The sequence below is a fragment of the Cellvibrio sp. KY-GH-1 genome (assembly GCF_008806975.1).
In the GTDB taxonomy this organism is placed as follows: Bacteria; Pseudomonadota; Gammaproteobacteria; order Pseudomonadales; family Cellvibrionaceae; genus Cellvibrio.
The window spans coordinates 1,303,000-1,319,792 of sequence record NZ_CP031728.1 but is presented as its reverse complement, the minus strand read 5'-3'; the positions used below and the strand labels follow the sequence as shown (position 1 = coordinate 1,319,792).

20 protein-coding genes and 2 tRNA genes are annotated in these 16,793 nt (G+C 47.8%); 12 read left to right on the top strand and 10 right to left on the bottom strand.

The window, feature by feature from the left end; genetic code table 11:
- Positions 1-173: 173 nt before the first annotated feature.
- The 12 genes from D0C16_RS05655 to D0C16_RS05600 all read left to right on the top strand — a co-directional run bounded on the left by D0C16_RS05655 (position 174) and on the right by D0C16_RS05600 (position 9,666).
- Positions 174-800 carry a MotA/TolQ/ExbB proton channel family protein gene (locus D0C16_RS05655; RefSeq protein ID WP_151031409.1) on the top strand — a complete coding sequence of 209 codons (627 nt, stop codon included), beginning with the start codon at positions 174-176 and terminating at the stop codon, positions 798-800.
- A 16-nt stretch (positions 801-816) separates the two neighbouring features.
- Positions 817-1,242, top strand: a complete 426-nt coding sequence (locus D0C16_RS05650; RefSeq protein ID WP_151031408.1) for a biopolymer transporter ExbD — start codon at positions 817-819, stop codon at positions 1,240-1,242.
- Between the two features lie 120 nt (positions 1,243-1,362).
- Positions 1,363-2,424, top strand: coding sequence for a tetraacyldisaccharide 4'-kinase (gene lpxK, locus D0C16_RS05645; RefSeq protein WP_225318920.1), 1,062 nt, complete (start codon positions 1,363-1,365; stop codon positions 2,422-2,424).
- A 31-nt stretch (positions 2,425-2,455) separates the two neighbouring features.
- Positions 2,456-3,217, top strand: a complete 762-nt coding sequence (kdsB, locus tag D0C16_RS05640) for a 3-deoxy-manno-octulosonate cytidylyltransferase (protein WP_151031406.1) — start codon at positions 2,456-2,458, stop codon at positions 3,215-3,217.
- Between the two features lie 2 nt (positions 3,218-3,219).
- A complete protein-coding gene (locus tag D0C16_RS05635; RefSeq protein WP_151031405.1) occupies positions 3,220-3,693 on the top strand; it encodes a low molecular weight protein-tyrosine-phosphatase in 474 nt (157 codons plus the stop codon).
- Positions 3,694-3,733: 40 nt separating this feature from the next.
- Positions 3,734-4,756, top strand: coding sequence for a UDP-N-acetylmuramate dehydrogenase (murB, locus tag D0C16_RS05630; protein WP_151031404.1), 1,023 nt, complete (start codon positions 3,734-3,736; stop codon positions 4,754-4,756).
- 269 nt (positions 4,757-5,025) lie between these two features.
- Positions 5,026-5,679 (top strand): response regulator, encoded by a 654-nt coding sequence (locus tag D0C16_RS05625; RefSeq protein WP_151031403.1) that lies wholly within the window; start codon positions 5,026-5,028, stop codon positions 5,677-5,679.
- Positions 5,680-5,712: 33 nt separating this feature from the next.
- The gene (gene uvrC, locus D0C16_RS05620; RefSeq protein WP_151031402.1) at positions 5,713-7,551 is read left to right on the top strand and encodes an excinuclease ABC subunit UvrC; all 1,839 of its coding nucleotides are present in this window, start codon (positions 5,713-5,715) and stop codon (positions 7,549-7,551) included.
- Positions 7,552-7,656: 105 nt separating this feature from the next.
- Positions 7,657-8,208, top strand: coding sequence for a CDP-diacylglycerol--glycerol-3-phosphate 3-phosphatidyltransferase (pgsA, locus tag D0C16_RS05615; RefSeq protein ID WP_151031401.1), 552 nt, complete (start codon positions 7,657-7,659; stop codon positions 8,206-8,208).
- Between the two features lie 118 nt (positions 8,209-8,326).
- Positions 8,327-8,400: transfer RNA gene (locus tag D0C16_RS05610), tRNA-Cys, on the top strand.
- A 36-nt stretch (positions 8,401-8,436) separates the two neighbouring features.
- Positions 8,437-8,523, top strand: a tRNA-Leu gene (locus D0C16_RS05605).
- 156 nt (positions 8,524-8,679) lie between these two features.
- The gene (locus tag D0C16_RS05600) at positions 8,680-9,666 is read left to right on the top strand and encodes a site-specific integrase (protein WP_151031400.1); all 987 of its coding nucleotides are present in this window, start codon (positions 8,680-8,682) and stop codon (positions 9,664-9,666) included.
- Between the two features lie 20 nt (positions 9,667-9,686).
- On the opposite strand, the gene D0C16_RS05595 is transcribed toward D0C16_RS05600, so the two are convergent.
- The 10 genes from D0C16_RS05595 to D0C16_RS05550 all read right to left on the bottom strand — a co-directional run bounded on the left by D0C16_RS05595 (position 9,687) and on the right by D0C16_RS05550 (position 16,793).
- The gene (locus D0C16_RS05595) at positions 9,687-9,950 is read right to left on the bottom strand and encodes an AlpA family transcriptional regulator (RefSeq protein WP_151031399.1); all 264 of its coding nucleotides are present in this window, start codon (positions 9,948-9,950) and stop codon (positions 9,687-9,689) included.
- 10 nt (positions 9,951-9,960) lie between these two features.
- Positions 9,961-10,434, bottom strand: coding sequence for a hypothetical protein (locus tag D0C16_RS05590; protein WP_151031398.1), 474 nt, complete (start codon positions 10,432-10,434; stop codon positions 9,961-9,963).
- A complete protein-coding gene (locus D0C16_RS05585; RefSeq protein ID WP_191968653.1) occupies positions 10,431-11,993 on the bottom strand; it encodes a DNA cytosine methyltransferase in 1,563 nt (520 codons plus the stop codon). Before D0C16_RS05585 ends, D0C16_RS05590 begins: the two co-directional genes overlap by 4 nt.
- Positions 11,994-12,073: 80 nt before the next feature.
- Positions 12,074-13,267, bottom strand: a complete 1,194-nt coding sequence (locus tag D0C16_RS05580; protein WP_225318919.1) for an RNA-directed DNA polymerase — start codon at positions 13,265-13,267, stop codon at positions 12,074-12,076.
- Positions 13,268-13,431: 164 nt separating this feature from the next.
- Positions 13,432-13,821 (bottom strand): four helix bundle protein, encoded by a 390-nt coding sequence (locus tag D0C16_RS05575; RefSeq protein WP_151031396.1) that lies wholly within the window; start codon positions 13,819-13,821, stop codon positions 13,432-13,434.
- A 40-nt stretch (positions 13,822-13,861) separates the two neighbouring features.
- Positions 13,862-14,494: a DUF1566 domain-containing protein gene (locus D0C16_RS05570; RefSeq protein ID WP_225318918.1), complete on the bottom strand. Its 633-nt coding sequence runs from the start codon at positions 14,492-14,494 to the stop codon at positions 13,862-13,864.
- A gap of 90 nt (positions 14,495-14,584) precedes the next feature.
- The gene (locus tag D0C16_RS05565) at positions 14,585-15,412 is read right to left on the bottom strand and encodes a DUF2303 family protein (protein ID WP_151031395.1); all 828 of its coding nucleotides are present in this window, start codon (positions 15,410-15,412) and stop codon (positions 14,585-14,587) included.
- Positions 15,413-15,438: 26 nt separating this feature from the next.
- On the bottom strand, positions 15,439-15,771 hold the full coding sequence (locus D0C16_RS05560; protein ID WP_151031394.1) for a hypothetical protein: 333 nt from the start codon (positions 15,769-15,771) through the stop codon (positions 15,439-15,441).
- A gap of 205 nt (positions 15,772-15,976) precedes the next feature.
- Positions 15,977-16,462: a phage antirepressor KilAC domain-containing protein gene (locus D0C16_RS05555; RefSeq protein ID WP_151031393.1), complete on the bottom strand. Its 486-nt coding sequence runs from the start codon at positions 16,460-16,462 to the stop codon at positions 15,977-15,979.
- Between the two features lie 10 nt (positions 16,463-16,472).
- Positions 16,473-16,793: a hypothetical protein gene (locus tag D0C16_RS05550; protein WP_151031392.1), complete on the bottom strand. Its 321-nt coding sequence runs from the start codon at positions 16,791-16,793 to the stop codon at positions 16,473-16,475.

Here is a 16,793-nt window from a genome sequence, read left to right as displayed (position 1 = left end):
TTCGAGTAGCCGGAATCTGAATAGCAGTTTTTTCTCCGCATTCCGACATGAAACTTCTTCACACATTTGCAGACAAAGCAGGCTAGCCCATGGCAATTGGCGTGGCATATGGTATGTTACGCCGCGTTTAAGTCTGGCGCTGCGCCTAGCCCAAGAATAAGAGGAAGCTGTCTGTGATAGAGATTTTTTTAGCCGGTGGTATTTTGATGTGGCCGATCCTGGCCTGCTCGCTGATTGTGATTGCCATTAGCGCAGAGCGCTACTGGACACTTAACCCCGCCAAAATTGCTCCTAAAACCCTGCTTGCACAGGTGTGGACCTGGATTAAAAATAACCAGCTGGATGCAACCAAATTGCGCGAGCTGAAGCAATCTTCTCCTTTGGGTCAAATTTTGGCCGCGGGTCTTAGTAACTCTAAACACGGCCGCGAAGTGATGAAGGATTCGGTACAGGAAGCGGCAAGTCAGGTTATCCATGAACTGGAGCGCTACGTAAATGTATTGGGTACCGTGGCCAATATCGCCCCCTTACTGGGGTTGTTGGGGACTGTGTTCGGGATGATCCAGACCTTTAACGCCATTATGTTGCAAGGTAATGGCGATACAGCGGTATTAGCAGGCGGGATTTCGGTTGCGCTGTATACCACTGCGGCGGGTTTGATTGTGGCAATTCCAGCGACTATTGCGCACCGGTTTTTCCAGCGTCGTATTGATGCGATTGTGGTGACCATGGAAGACGAAGCGATTAAGTTGGTCGATGCGCTGCACAGCGATCGCCGTGTTGATGTGAAATTGGTTTAAGGCGCGGAGTTCTATTGTGAAATTCCGTCGCCAACGCACTGAAGATGAAGGTATCAACCTGACCCCACTGATCGATGTGGTGTTTCTCCTGCTGATTTTTTTTATGGTTTCTACAACCTTTACCAAGCGCACCCAGCTGAGCGTGGATTTGCCAGAAGCGGTGGGGGAGCAGAGCAGTGAATTACCCAAACAAATCGAAATTATGATTGCCGCCGACGGTAGTTATGCGGTCAATGATCAAGTCTTGGTTAATAGCAAGGTGGAAACCTTAAAAACGGCGATTACCAAGCTTTCTGAAGGTAACAACAAGGTGCCTCTGGTGATTACGGCGGATGCCAAAACACCTCACCAGGCCGTGGTTCAGGCGATGGATGCCGCCGGGCAACTCGGCTTTGCGCATCTAAGCATTACTACCCGTCAACCCGAGCCTGAAAAAGACTAGCGACTCGGCTACAATCATCGTCTGGAAGCAATCGACAGATTTTATTTGATTCAGCGAACTTTTTAGCTGGCTGCCACTGCAGCTGGTTGTAAAAGTCCTTTTTGTTTTACAGGCCGCCCATTGAGTTCTCGATCATCCCAAGCTTCATCTAATCCTCAAAGCCCATGGCTCGCCGCTTGGTATGGTGCTGCGCGCTGGACGTTTTGGTTGTTGCCAGTGATGTGGTTGTTTATAGCGCTGGCGGGATTTCGCCGCTTGTTGATATTACGCTACCAGAAAAAAGACCTGCCTACTCCGGTGATTGTAGTGGGGAATATCTCGGTCGGTGGAACTGGAAAAACGCCTTTGATTATTGCCCTGGTGAAAAGACTGCAGGCGCAGGGCTATCACCCGGGGGTGATGAGCCGTGGTTACGGTGGTGAAGCACCTTCTTATCCTTATTTATTAACATCGGCCAGCACTGCCAACGAAGCGGGTGATGAGCCGCTGGCGATTTTCCAGCAAACTAATGCCGCGGTTGTTGTGGGTGCGGATCGTATTGCCAATGGCAAAATGTTGGAGGATCAAGGCTGCGATATTTTGTTAAGCGACGATGGTTTGCAGCATTATCGTTTGGGCCGCGATATCGAAATTGCAGTGGTGGATGGTCAGCGCGGTTTGGGTAATGGTTGGCGTTTACCTGTTGGACCTTTGCGCGAATCTGCGGCGCGTTTGAAAAAAGTCGATTGGGTTGTAGTGAATTCCCCCTCGAACAATTTTGCGCTGCCGGCAGTGAAAGGCGAAACCCTATTTTTTATCCCTATGCAGATCCAGCCGGGCGAATTGATTCAGTTGAATTCAGGCAAAAAAATTGCGCGTACCGATTTGCCAAATCAAATAACGGCGGTTGCCGGTATTGGCAATCCCCAGCGTTTTGTGAATACCCTGGAACAATTGGGATTTCAGCCTCATTTGCATGCGTTTTCTGATCATCATCATTTTGTGGTGGATGATTTTAAATTTTCCAATGAGTTACCTGTGGTAATGACCGAAAAAGATGCGGTTAAATGCCGGGCATTCGCGCGGGACCACTGGTTTTATTTGCCGGTAAGCGCCGAGTTGCCTGAATCATTTTGGTCGGCATTGGCGCAAAAGCTGGAGCGAGTGATTGTGCGTAAACAATCCCGCTTTCCCCTGAAATAATTTTTTTGCATCTTCAGATTGGGTCAAAAATATGAGCTTCTATGTTGTGATTCCAGCGCGCTTTGCCTCTACGCGCTTACCAGCGAAACCACTCAAAGAGATTGCAGGCAAACCCATGATTCAACACGTGTATGAGCGTGCCTGCGAGAGCGATGCGGTAAAAGTTATTATTGCAACTGATGATGCGCGGATTGAGGCGGTGGTGAAAGCGCTTGGTGCGCCTGTCTGTATGACTTCGGTTGCGCATAATTCCGGTACAGATCGTTTACAGGAAGTCGCAGCGAAGCTCGGCTTAAAGCCTGACGACATTATTGTTAACGTGCAAGGCGACGAGCCCTTAATCCCTCCTGCCGTTATTAATCAGGTCGCGAAAAACCTTGCGGAAAACACCTTTGCCAGTGTGGCTACCTTGAGCGAGCCAATTCATACGCTTGAAGATTTTCGCAATCCCAACATCGTAAAAGCCGTTGCGGATCATCAGGGTAGAGCGCTGTATTTCAGTCGCGCGCCCATCCCTTGGCCGCGCGATCATTTTGCGCAGACAGAGGTAAACACTTTGCCTGCAGAGTTTCCGGCGCAACGCCATATTGGTATCTATGCCTACCGAGTGGCATTGTTGAATCGGTTTATTACTTGGCCGCAAGCGGCGCTGGAAAAAATTGAATCCTTGGAGCAATTGCGTGTTCTGGCGAATGGTGAGGCTATTCATATCGACGAAGCCTGTGCGCAGGTTCCCGGCGGTGTAGATACCGAAGCAGATTTGTTGCGTGTAAAAGCCTTGTTGGAAAATTAACTATGACTAAGGTGTTATTTGTCTGCTTGGGTAATATTTGTCGCTCGCCAACGGCGGATGGCATTTTTCGCGAGCTGGTTAAACGTGAAAAATTGGATCAAAAAATTATCGTGGATTCCGCTGGTACCGGGGATTGGCATATCGGTAAAGCTCCTGATTCCCGTACGGTCGCGGCGGCAAAAAAACGCGGCTATGATTTGTCTGTTTTGCGCGCGCGCCAGGTAAGTGGCGCTGATTTTGATGAATTTGATTATGTGCTGGCAATGGATAATGCCAACTTGCGCGATTTGCAGCGACTAAAGCCGGCGCACTATTCTGGCCATCTGGGTTTGTTTTTGGATTATGGTTCAAATAAAAGTCATCGTGAAGTTCCCGATCCGTATTATGGTGGTAGCGATGAGTTTGAATTGGTATTGGATTTGGTAGAAGAGGCCGCTGAAGGTTTGTTGGCTCATATCCGGCAACGCCTCTATTAATGGTCGTTCAATTCACTTTTTAAATTCTGCAGGTTTTGCCGTGCCACTTTTTTTGCCGCATTTTAATATCCAGAAATTTAATACCCTCGCTGTACCAGCGATGGCAAATTTCTTTGTCAGTGTACAAAGTGACGAAGATCTGCGTGAAGCGATTGCATTTTCAAAAACTGAAAAGTTGCCACTGTTGGTTTTAGGTGGTGGTAGCAACATTGTCTTGCGTGACGATTTTCCCGGTTTGGTTCTGCACATGAAAATGCGCGGAATGGATCTGGTTGAAGAGAATGATGAATTTGTCTGGTTAAAGGTGGCGGCGGGTGAGAACTGGCATGGGTTGGTAGAGCACACGCTGGATAACGGTTTTTATGGATTGGAAAATCTGTCGCTCATTCCGGGGAGCGTTGGGGCTGCGCCTATCCAAAATATTGGTGCTTACGGGGTTGAGTTGAAAGATGTATTTTCCGAGTTGAATGCGTTGAATATTCAATCCGGATTGATGGTGACCTTTACGAACGAGAGTTGTCAGTTTGGTTATCGAGATAGTATTTTCAAACAAGCGCTGAAAGATCAGTACATCATCACTTCAGTAACCTTCAAATTGCGCAAAATGCCTCGCTTGAATCTGGAGTATCCAGCACTGCGGGCTGCTATGGCGGGCGTGCCAGTAGAAGAGGTTACTCCGGAGCAGGTGAGTGCGGCCGTTGTTGCCATTCGCCAGTCAAAATTGCCTGATCCGGCACAGATTCCCAATGTAGGTAGTTTCTTTAAGAACCCCATCATTCCCGTTGCTCAATTTGAAAAGCTACAGTCAGTCTTTCCTGCGCTGGTGTCTTATCCGGTTGATACCAGCCACGTAAAACTGGCTGCCGGTTGGTTGATTGATCAGGCCGGCTGGAGGGGGCGGGACGTGCAAGGCGTGAAAGTGCATCAGGACCAAGCACTGGTACTGACAAATCCGGGGAAACTTGAGGGTAAATTTATCCTAGAGTTGGCCGATAGTGTGGTTGCCAGTGTTTGGGAAAAGTTTGGTGTTGAGTTGGAAATGGAGCCCAGGGTCTATCCCTAAAGCCTGCGCCACAGAAAGCTGTGGGCAACGGAAAACTCCCTTCGTTCATCATTTTGGTGCATAACCGAAATTCCTGAAGGATGCGATCTGTATAAAGTAATAAAAAACGTTCATCTTCCTGATTATTGGCATTTAACCAAGCTTAAAAGGGGCATTTAAGAGTGGTAGTTTGTCCAGACACTCACTACAATCTCTAAAAATGTGCCAGCGAATGGTTGGGCATCAATAACAACAGTGTCATGTATCCGGTTTCGGGTTTGGGGGCTAGTTTGACAAAGATTCTCGTAGTCGATGATCACGATCTAGTTCGCATGGGGATAGTGCGTATGCTAGCCGACATAGACGGCTATCAAGTGGTTGGGGACGCCAAGAGCGGTGAAGAGGCGGTCACAAAGGCGCGTATTCTAAAGCCTGATGTAGTCCTGATGGATGTTAAAATGCCGGGGATGGGCGGCCTTGAAGCCACCAAAAAGCTATTGACCGTGAATCCGGTAATTAAAATTATTGCGGTCACTGCGTGTGACGACGACATTTATCCCACTCGTTTGATGCAAGCGGGTGCGGTTGGCTACGTCACCAAGGGCGCTGAATTTACTGAAATCACCGATGCGATCAATAAAGTAACGCGCGGAGATCTCTACATGAGCAATAGCATTGCCCAGCAGCTTGCGCTCAAGACATTCTCTGGCGGAAACAATCAGGAGTCGCCGTTTGAAAAGCTGTCCCAGCGTGAATTGCAAACGGCCATGCTGATTGCCAATGGTCAAAAGGTGAATGATATTGCCAACACCTTTTGTGTTAGCCCTAAAACAGTTAACTCTTACCGCTATCGTATTTTTGAAAAGCTCGATATCAATAGTGATGTGGAGCTGACCTTACTGGCAGTAAAACACAATCTTCTCGATCCGGAAGCAGTTGTATAAACGACTGCTTTTTCTTTCTGCAGACCTGTTTCAATGACGCAAGACAGCGCTGAGTTTTTTGATTCTTCTCGTTTCCTCGCCAATACCACCCAGCAACCAGGTATCTACCAAATGTTTGGTAGTGATGGTGCAATTTTGTACGTGGGTAAAGCTAAAAATTTAAAAGCGCGCCTTTCCAGCTATTTTCGTAAAACCGGTTTAACACCCAAAACCCAGGCGTTGGTTGCACGGATCGCGCGGGTAGAGGTCACCGTCACCGCAAGCGAGACAGAAGCCTTAATCCTCGAACAGAACCTAATCAAATCCAATCGTCCGCCCTACAATATTTTGCTGCGTGACGATAAATCCTATCCCTATATTTTTATTTCCAGCGGTGAAGATTACCCGCGTATTTCATTTCATCGTGGAGCAAAGAAAAAACGTGGCGATTACTTCGGGCCATTTCCCAACGTGGGGGCGGTAAAAGAGAGTTTGAATTTTCTGCAAAAAACTTTTCGTGTGCGTCAGTGCGAAGACAGTGTATTTAATAATCGCACCCGTCCATGCTTGCAGTATCAAATCAAGCGCTGTTCCGCGCCCTGTGTGGAATTTATTTCACCCGACGATTACAAAACCGATTTGCATCATACCCAGCTGTTTCTAACGGGTAATAGCGATAAATTACTCAGCGAGCTTGCGGATCAAATGGATTCTGCCGCACAACAATTGCAGTTTGAGAAGGCGGCTGCTTATCGCGACCAAATTACAGCGTTGCGGACCGTACAGTCACAGCAGGTGATTGAAGAGGGAAATGGTGATATTGATGTGATTGCAGCAGAAATGCGTGCAGCGGCAATTTGTGTACATGTTTTATTTATTCGTCAGGGGCGAATTCTTGGTAGTCGCAGTTTTTATCCATCATCAACTCTGGCTGAAACCCCGGCGGAAATTCTCGCTGAGTTTATTCCGCAATTTTATCTGGCAAGTAGTGGGCGTGAAATTCCGCGCGAAATTATCGTAAGTCAATCGCTCGATGAGGTGGAATTAATCAATGAAGCCTTGCAGCAAGCCGTCGGGCGCCAAGTATTTATTAACCATCAGGTACGCAGTCATCGCGCCAAATGGTTGCAGATGGCGGCAACGGCGGCACTGCAAAATCTCATCGCCCACGTAAACAGCAAGAAAAATTCCCTGGATAGGTTTGTTGCCTTGCAAGAGGCGCTGGGGCTGGATGAAACGCCGCAGCGCTTGGAATGTTTTGATATCAGTCACAGCAGCGGCGAGTTAACCGTTGCAAGCTGCGTAGTGTTTGATACTAATGGGCCGCTCAAATCCGATTATCGTCGGTTCAACATTGAAGGAATTACCGGCGGTGATGATTATGCCGCTATGGAGCAAGCGCTAACACGTCGCTATACACGCATACAGAACGGTGAAGGTAAATTACCTGATATTCTGTTAATCGATGGTGGTAAGGGCCAGCTAGGCAAGGCGATAGAGGTGTTGGGTGAGTTGGGTGTGCAGGGCGTGCAGCTGGTTGGTGTTGCCAAAGGCACCACACGCAAAGCAGGTTTTGAAACCTTGTTTGATGGCGGAACCGGGGCAGAAATCGTATTGCCGGGTGATTCACCTGCTTTGCATTTAATTCAGCATATTCGGGATGAGTCGCATCGTTTTGCCATCACCGGTCACAAGCAGCGACGCGATAAAAAACGTAAGACATCAACCTTGGAGGGTATTCCAGGCATAGGCGCTACGCGCCGGCGGGAATTATTGAGGCATTTTGGCGGCTTGCATGAAGTGCAGAAGGCTAGCGTGGATGATCTGGTGCGCGTGAACGGTATCAGCCAGAAATTGGCGGAAGAAATCCACGCGTTTTTCCATAATGAATGATATTTTTAGTGCGTAACATTTAAGTTGCGGGATGTGTAAGCCGCCTTGCTGGTGTATTATCGCGCTCGTTTTACTGATTTGTTCATCTGGCCCAGAGAATTGCCTATGACGCTTGCCAACCAATTGACCCTGATGCGGATATTCCTGATCCCATTGTTTGTTGTGGTCTTTTACCTGCCATTCGGTTGGGCCCATTTTGTCTCTTCCTTGATTTTTAGCGTCGCTGCAATTACTGATTGGGCGGATGGTTACGTTGCACGCAAATACAATCAAAGCACGCCCTTTGGTGCTTTTCTTGATCCGGTGGCGGACAAACTGATGGTTGCAATTGCGCTGTTGCTATTAGTGACATTGCACCATGATTCGGTATGGTTTGTCGTTGCTGCGGCAGTTATCGTTGGACGTGAGATAATCATTTCGGCGTTGCGGGAGTGGATGGCGGAGTTGGGGCAGCGTGCGAGTGTTGCGGTTTCATACATAGGCAAGATAAAAACTACGCTGCAAATGACTGCCATTATCGTGTTGCTAATGGATGTTCCATTATTGATGCCGCTAGGGTTCATCTCGCTTGCGGGTGCAGCGGCCCTGACACTCTGGTCGATGGTTCTATACTTGCGCGCCGCTTGGCCTTATTTGTTGCCCAAAGCCCCTGATTAATAACGTCTTTTAATCGACTTGCGCGGCATTTGATCAAACCGTAAAAAACCTTTGGTTCAGTTATATAAAAGACTAGGATTTTCAAAATGAGTCCGCTAGAATTGCGGCCTCTCGAAAAGGCGCGATAGCAAAGCGGTTATGCTCTGGATTGCAAATCCAGCTAGTCCGGTTCGACTCCGGATCGCGCCTCCATTTTTTATCTTTTACGTACCGACGTAAAAGCACTCCGCCCGAGTGGTGAAATCGGTAGACACAACAGATTTAAAATCTGTCGATCTTTTGGTCGTGCCGGTTCAAGTCCGGCCTCGGGCACCATGTTACACCTCTCAATTTATCTCAAATAGCCACGAACCCATGCGGTGCAAGGGTTTCATGGTGTTTCTGTCGTTTTCCTTCCTCGCTTTTAAACTCATTTAATCGTATATTCTTACGTATCACTTACGTATTTTTTACGAATGGGTTTACGTATTTATGGCGACTTTTAGGAAAAATGGAGATCGGTGGGTTGCGGAAGTATGTGTTAATGGTATTCGTAAATCAAAGACCAAGGATACAAAGGCTGAGGCTAAGAGCTGGGCTGCACAGGCGGAAATTGATTTTGCTGAGCTGGTGGATGGCTTTAATACTACCATAACGTTCAATGATGTCTTTATACGCTATGCCAATGAGGTTTCAGAAAAGAAGAAGGGCGCGCAGTGGGAGATTGTGCGTCTAAAGATGTTTGCTCGTTTTGCGATTGCTGGTGTTCGCTTGGTTGATTTGCGGCGAGAAAATTTTGACCAGTATATTGATGATAGGCTTGTGACTGTTCAGGCTTCCTCGGTTAATAGAGAGTTGAACCTTATGAGTCATTGCCTAACCCAGGCGCGGCGGTGGCGATTAATGGATCATAATCCAATGACTGATTTGAAGCGGCCAAAGAATCCGCCTCATCGCGATCGGCGTATTTTTGATAAAGAGATAGAGGCGTTGTTGGTTGTTCTCAGGTATAGCGAGCAATCAGAGGTTAGGCAGCAGCAACAGCGGGTCGCGGTCGCATTCCTGTTTGCCATAGAGACAGCAATGCGTCTGGGTGAGATATGCTCACTGGTTGCCGATAATGTGGATCTGGAGGCTCGTACTGCGTTTTTGCCAGATACCAAAAATGGTACATCGCGGACTGTTCCCTTAAGTCGGGAGGCTGTCAGGCTATTGAATCGTCTGCGGCCTTGGCCTGAGCGGGGTGCGATATTGGGCGTGTCATCCAAAACTGTTACTACGTTATTTGCCAGGGCGGTAGGTCTTGCTGGGATAGATGATTTGGTTTTTCATGACTCCAGGCACGAGGGTACAACACGGCTTGCGGGCAAGCTTCCAAACGTATTGGATTTGGCTCGTGTTACTGGGCATAAAGATATTAAGCAATTGATGACCTATTACAATAAAACTGCCGCTGAATTAGCGATGCAATTGGATTGATATTAGATGCAGGTATTCTCTTAGCTGGCTCGTTTGTGAGTGGCTACCCATTCCTGGATGTCAATGGCGTACCAGCGTGCATGCCCTCTGCCGCTGTCGCTGGGCAGCTTGATTGGTGCCGGGAAGTTGTGAGACTTGCTTAGTCGATCAACGTAATGCCGTTCGCTTACCCCTAAATACTCTGCGCATTGCTTAGCTGTCCATATTATTTTATCTGCTGGTGGCAATAGCTGTAGTTTTCGTGCAACGGCATCTGCTAATTTCTCATAGTCAATTTCGTTCATGTTGCTGCCCTTAATTAGCCAATATTGTGGCTTTCCAGCCTTCGTCGTAGATGTGTAATGGGTTTTGTTTTTCTCGCGCAGGATCCCTCACGTTTAAGTTGATAACGTCCTGCAACTTGTTGATCGATGTATTTTTTTCTGTGTATGCGTAGCTGTTTTCGTAATACTCGCCCAGCTGGGTTTTGCAATAGAAGGTGTATTCAACTTCCCAGTGCAAGCTCCATCCGCAAATTGCCTCAATGAGAATGTCGGTGTTTTGATTAAGTAATTGCGTTGCCTGTTCAAAATTTACCGTCTTGATTATTCCGTCTGCCCATGAGTCTATCCATTGCAATTGTCCTCCTATGATTGCGCTTGCCAATATTTTCTTTTGGCATTTGCTGAGTTTGGCTGCGCTATTTGTTGTGATCGGATTGGTTGGTGCTGGGGTTGTTTTTCCTTCTGCCATTGAGTGCCAGGCGGCGTACATTTTTAATTTCATCACGCTGCTTTCCTGTTGGCTTGTGCGTTGAAGTTTGCTCGCACAAGGGCTTCGGAAAGTGCTGGACACACGCTGTTGCCGCACCTAGCAACTTGTTTGTATTTTGGTATTGGAGTCCCGGTTGCGTCGCGATCAATAATGTAATCGCTAGGGAATCCTTGCGCGGCAAATAATTCGTGCGGCTCCAGCATCCGCATGCCGATATCGACAATTTGGTATTGCTCTCCCCGGACTGTCACTAGTCCAAATCGATCTTGTGCGGTCACTGTGTGGAGTGGCTCGCGAAGGCTAACTCCTTCTTTTTCATTGCCGTAGTACTTGATTAAAAATGCGCGTACTTCGCCTACGTGACCGCCACCAGCGGTGAGGGTTGGCAATGGATCTTCTACGCTTCTGCCGTCGCAGTTGTTGCGCAGGTGAATAAGGTTTGTTGTTACCAGTGCATTGTGATCAACGGCAGTTACTGTGTGCAGTGGCTCATCTGTTGATGATCCGGGGCCCGTGTAATTTCCACCGAAGTGTTTGGCCAAAAATGCGCAAACGAGACCAAAGCGGTTCTCAGTGGTTTGGGTTGCAATTGGTTCGGCTAATGCACTGCCGCGCGCCTCTGTTTCGGATTTCGCACCGTAATATTTCGTGATATGTGGCATCACTAGGCAATGTTCTGCCTTGGTGGTGATCGTCGTTAATGGCTGGTCTGTACCATACTGCATTCCGTCTCCGCCAAATCCTTGCTGGCCAATTCGCACAATGAACGGCTTTGGATTATTGATAACGTAACGTTGAATGCCGCGCGCAATTCTGCGTAGCGTGTTTTCCGCGAGTGGCTTCTTGCGGCCAAAAATGGACGGGCAGGGGATTGACCAGTCAATAATATCCGCAGCGGTTTTCCACTTCTTCAAGCCGGATTTTTTAAAATCCAGTCGCGCTGGGTTGCCGTGGGTTGGAATTGGCCAAATAATTGGCAGGCCATCGCGGCGAGCGATAAGGAAAAAACGCTTGCGAATAGTCGGGGCGCCAAAGTCACTGGCGACCAAGTTTCGCCATTCTACTTCATAGCCTAATTGCTCTAATTGACGAACAAAGCTCGCAAAAGTTTTTCCCTTGCGCGCAGGGCAGGGTTTTCCATCAATCACGGGGCCCCAGGTTTTAAACTCTTCCACGTTTTCAAGCATGATAATGCGGGGGTGCACGGTCGCAGCCCAGCGCATTGCAACCCATGCGAGTCCGCGAATTTCTTTATTGACTGGTGTTGCGCCCTTCGCTTTAGAAAAGTGTTTGCAATCGGGAGAAAACCACGCAAGCCCTACCGGTTGGCCATTCGTTACTTCGCGTGGATCAATATCCCAAACGCTCTCGCAATAGTGCTTTGTATGTGGGTGATTAATCGTGTGCATTGCGATTGCGTCAGGATCGTGATTGATTGCAATATCAACCGGGCGGCCAAGTGCCATTTCAATTCCTGTGCTTGCGCCGCCGCCGCCAGCGAAATTATCCACGATTAGTTCATCCAGCCATAAATTAGCTTGCGGACTGCTGCGATATTTTTCAAAAATAGTCATTACTTATCCCCAGTAAATGGCTAGCACAACGCCAAGCAAAATCTGAGCAACAATTGCTGCTATGCAAATAGCATTGATGATCATTGGTTTAATTGGCTTCGGTGACATAGGTATTTTCCATATGTTTTTGTGAGGTTTTGGTTAACGGCTTTTCCCTTTAAAAACAGGGTTTTTGCAAGCTTGCGGCGGGCTTGGAAATTGTTGGTTGCTTGACGCAGCAGGCCAAAATAGCTGTTGGCAGTTTCGCGCAATTCGGTGGCCGGCTTTTTCGCTACCTGGTTTAGTGCGTGATTTAGTGTTTTCTTTCTGGTTGTGCGGTGCCATGGTTTTATGACTTGGCCAACAAAATCCACGCCACGTGAAACTGGCTGCAAGATGGTTTTACTGGTGTTTAATTGCGCTGCTAGTCTTTCCGGTAAAAATTTCTGAATTTTTTTATAGCAATCGTTCAGCCATTGCGCGGATTCGTGAAGTATTACGAAGTCATCAACATAGCGAATGTAATGCCTGGCTTTCAATTCGTGCTTGGCGAATTGGTCCAGCTCATTTAAATAAATGTTGGCAAAAAACTGGCTGCTTAAATTGCCAATAGCGAGGCCTTTGTGTGCAGGCTGGCTGTAAAGGCGCTTATGCGCAGGCACTTTATTTAATGTGTGCGGCGAACAGCGTAGCTGGTAATTTTGTCTTGGGTCGTGGTGCAATATTTTAAGTGTGAGCGCTAGCCACCACGGATCGCTAACTTTTTTTGCGATCAGCTCTGCCAGAATATTTTTATCGATGCTGACAAAAAAGTTCGCGAGGTCACATTTGAGGTAATAGCAGTCTTGCTTCCAGTTTTGAGTAGCGCTGCGAATTTTGGCTTCCAGCCTGTTGGCGCCGTACAATGTGCCCCGGCCTTTAATGCAGGCACAACTGTCAGCAATAAATTGTGCTTCGATTGCTGTGGCTATGTGGTTATACATCAGGTGATGGACAATGCGATCACGAAAATCAGCGGCCCACACTTCGCGTGGTTTTGGATGCGTTATTACAAAGCAAATGCTTTGTCCGATTTTGTAGGTTCCGTTTAGTAATTCATGCTGTAGTTGAACCAGGTTGCGCTCTAAATTTTGCTCAAACAGCAGGGCGCTGCGGCTGTTACGTTTTGCTTTCCGGCAATCGAAATACGCCTGGGCGAGGTCGCCCAGGGTAAAGGGTGCAGCAGTTACATCTGCGGACTGCTCGCGCCGCGTAGCGGCAATTCTTGTTGTTGATGTTCTGGTTGCCGTTCTCAAAGTTCTGATTCCACGCGTTGTTCGCTGAGTACTGGGTTTTGTCATGCTATCTACGTCGCGCTGCCGATTGCTCAGTGGCGAAACTGCGCCGGGCCTATGCGCATGGTGCGATGGTTCCCGTTGTGCGCTTGGCGGTGGCTTTTGGCCAGCGGCATGACCAGATATTAAACGCACAGGCTGAGCTGCCCTGACGGCTCAGCAGCGGGCGCAGCTGCTATTTGCTGTTTTTTCCATCCTTGTGCTTGTTTACCAACTGCATCGGTGTATTCGATAACCTGGGCGTATTGCTTTGTCGATATAAAACGCATATCGCGGGAAAGGCGAAGTGTTAGCTCTATAATTTGCAAATGTTCCAGTAGTTCATCGATATGCGGAATTTTATTGGTGGCCACATTTGCGCGAAAAATTAGCAGTGTGATCGCCATGCACTCCTTCCGAATTTCATCACCCATCAAACGCTTAAAGTCACGTGGAAAGCTTGCAGTGATTTTTATTGCGTTGGTGAGCAGGTCATACGCCGTTTTGTAGATTGGTAGATCCTTGTGTAATGCCATAAAAATATTCGCTAAGCGCGCTGCGCGCGCAGTGAGTTAATTAAATGGTTGAATTGGTTAATGGGTAATATCTGCGGACTGCTCGCGCCGCGTAGCGGCAATCCTTGCTGTCGACGTCCTGGTAGCCGTCCTCAAAGTCCTGAACCCACGCGTTGCCCGCTGAGTACTGGGTACTGCTCCAGTGCCAAACATCATTGAATAATTCCGGGCAGTTCGCATACATCAGTGATTGTTCCCGGCGGGCCGGTAGATAAAAATCGTTATGGCCTTCAATGATTACGCCTGCGGCCCAGGATGCTGCCGGGTGATCGGTGCCGGATTTGAGCAGGGCTGTGGTGTTTGCGAGGCCATCGAATTCAGAATTAGCGCCTTCGGTTTCACTTTCATAACCACCGTATTCAATGCGATCAGTTTTGCCTGCATCATCTGTGGCAATGATCAGGTAATAATCTGGCTTGCCGTTTTCGCCGCGTATGAGGCCTGCGTTAACGCCGCCTTGCTTTGGCCATGGTTGGCCGATTGCTGGGATTGTGAAGATCGCATCATTGATTGCTTGGGTTAATGCGTTTGCTTTCTGGCTTGCGACAGTTTGTTCTGCGCAGCCAGGTATTGATTCAATAGCGAGGCTTACTTCATGGCTTTGCATTAATAATGGATGGCGTGAAATATCCATGGTTTTCTCCGTTAGTGGTTGTTGGGCAGGTTTAAGCACTCTTTAAAAAAGTGTTTAAACCTGCCCACCGCGTGTGCAGTGAGCGATTTTTTATCCTTTGAACGTTCCGATGTAAGTTGGAATTTTGGGGTCAAGCGTAGCCAGATTTTTTTCAATTACTGACTTGAATTCTTCGGTCATCTCCTCCTTGTGTGTCTCGGCTTTAATTAGTCGTAGTGTTAGCATTGGTGAGCGGTCGGTTAATACGCCGAGGCGCAGCGCAAATGCTCTTGCTGGAAGTTCTTTGTATGGTGTGCATGTGAATACGATGATGGCTGGCGGCATGTTCTCGCTTTTCACGTCGATACTTTCCATTGTGCTTTTGCTTGCCCCAAAGTCTCTATCGTCGCTTTGGCTTTTGGCGATGGCTTCAATGGTTATGCTGCGGATTGCGTGGAGCGCTTTGGATATCTTAATTGCGTCGCGCTCGCCGTCTTCATTTTCTTGCCCGAAGCAGGTAATGAAATCTCGCCAATCTTCAATGAATTCTGCAACACTTTTTTGCGAAAGCTGAGATCCTATTATTTTATTGAGTGCGATATAAGGCGCGGTTTGCTCCAGCTGAACAATGGCTTTGTTGTCGCAGTGGCCTGGTGTTTCTTCATCGCCAAAATTAAAAATTGCGGTTGCGTTCATTTCGTCTGCGTTAATAAAGCAGGCTGTACCATTTTTGTTTTTAGATTTTGCGTAGTTTGCAAAAGCGGTTACTGATTTTGTGCTCATCAGTCCGCGAAAGCGATTGCGGATCTCTTCGTACTGCTCGAGATTGTGAATTACAAAATCATTCGGTAGGGCTGCTAATTTTTGGGATGTAAGAGCGTTATTTGCATTTTCAATTTGCTTGCCCAATTGAATTTGCTCTATTGCTGACTTATCCATTTTGGTTTCCTGTGGTTTGGTGGTGATTAAGATTTTACTTCTGTTTTTCCGCGCATATCGAACATCTGTGTTTGATTCTCGGGGAAGAGACTGAGCTTGCCTTTCTGGCCAACATACATAACAGTATCCGTTGTGTTCTTTTCGGATTTTTGCCCGTTAAGTGTTGGTGCTTTAAAGTCAATACTGTGCGTTACTTTTGCTTGGCTGCTGCTAATAGGCTTCATTTTAAATTTGATTGTCACTTCGCCTTCGCGGTTATTGGTCATTACCAATGAGGCCGTTTCATTGATTGTGCGTTGCAGCTTTTCTTCAAAGGTGCCTGCGCCAAGCTCCGCTAAAAATTCAGATATTTCGCTCATTCCGATTTTCTCCGTTGGTTGTGAAAGTGTTCTTCGCAAACTTGCTTTGCTTCGTCCAGCGTTCCTTTATAGGAAAGTGCTGGAGTCTCTGTTTTACTGCCCGGTGACCAGGCGGCGTATTGGCCTGGACATTTACTGGTTGCTTTACTGATGCGGTAACCGGCATCGCTTTGCATGAACCAATTGGTTTTCTGTTGCCATTCCACTAACTTGCTTTGCCCCATAGGGTTTGTTGCAGTTCTGCCATTGTTTGCTCGCGTGACTTATCGCTTGCTGCGCGGTCAAACGGTGCCTCCCTGTCTGGTTCTTGATGATCATCGGTTTGGTTTGATTGCGGGTTCGCTTCTGGTGACTTTTCCACAACAACCAGGCGCGTCTTTTTAATTTCAGCCGCTGCCGATTTCATGCGTTCTATTTCAATTTTTAGTGCGGCAAATCCGATTTGCGTCAGCAGCATTACGCGATAACTTTTACTGATTTCTTTTTTCCCTTTGAGGCAGTAGCCGCGCTCTTGTGTGCATAAAAATCCGTTATTTGCAAATTCTCTACGCGGCAAGTTGATTGCATCGCCGCTTACATTGAGCCAGCCCAATTCGCGCATGGTTTTTAGAAGTGCGCGCTTGCTTATGCCAAGTAACTTGGCAGCGGCTTCTGCATCGTGACAACCCGCGGGTAGGTGGTTCTGGCTCATGGTTATATCCTTACTGGTGCGTGCTATCAGCTACGCTGCGCGCGTGGAGCATTGATGCGTAGGTGATAACGGCGGTTAGGTCGCCACGGTTGTAGGCGGCATCAAGCAGGTTTTGAAGGTGCTCTGTGTTGCACTCCTTTTCGTTCCACCATCCTTGTTTGCCTTTTTTGCGTGCTGTTTCCAGTTCGCTGCGGATTACCTGGCGGGAGAAGTTTGCAAGCTCGCGATCCGCGCGGTCTTCTGCTAGAAATCGCTCGGTGGTCGCAAGGCTTTTGCGGATTGCAAGCATCTGCATGGCAAATATTTGATTGGGTGAGGTTCTGTTGATCAT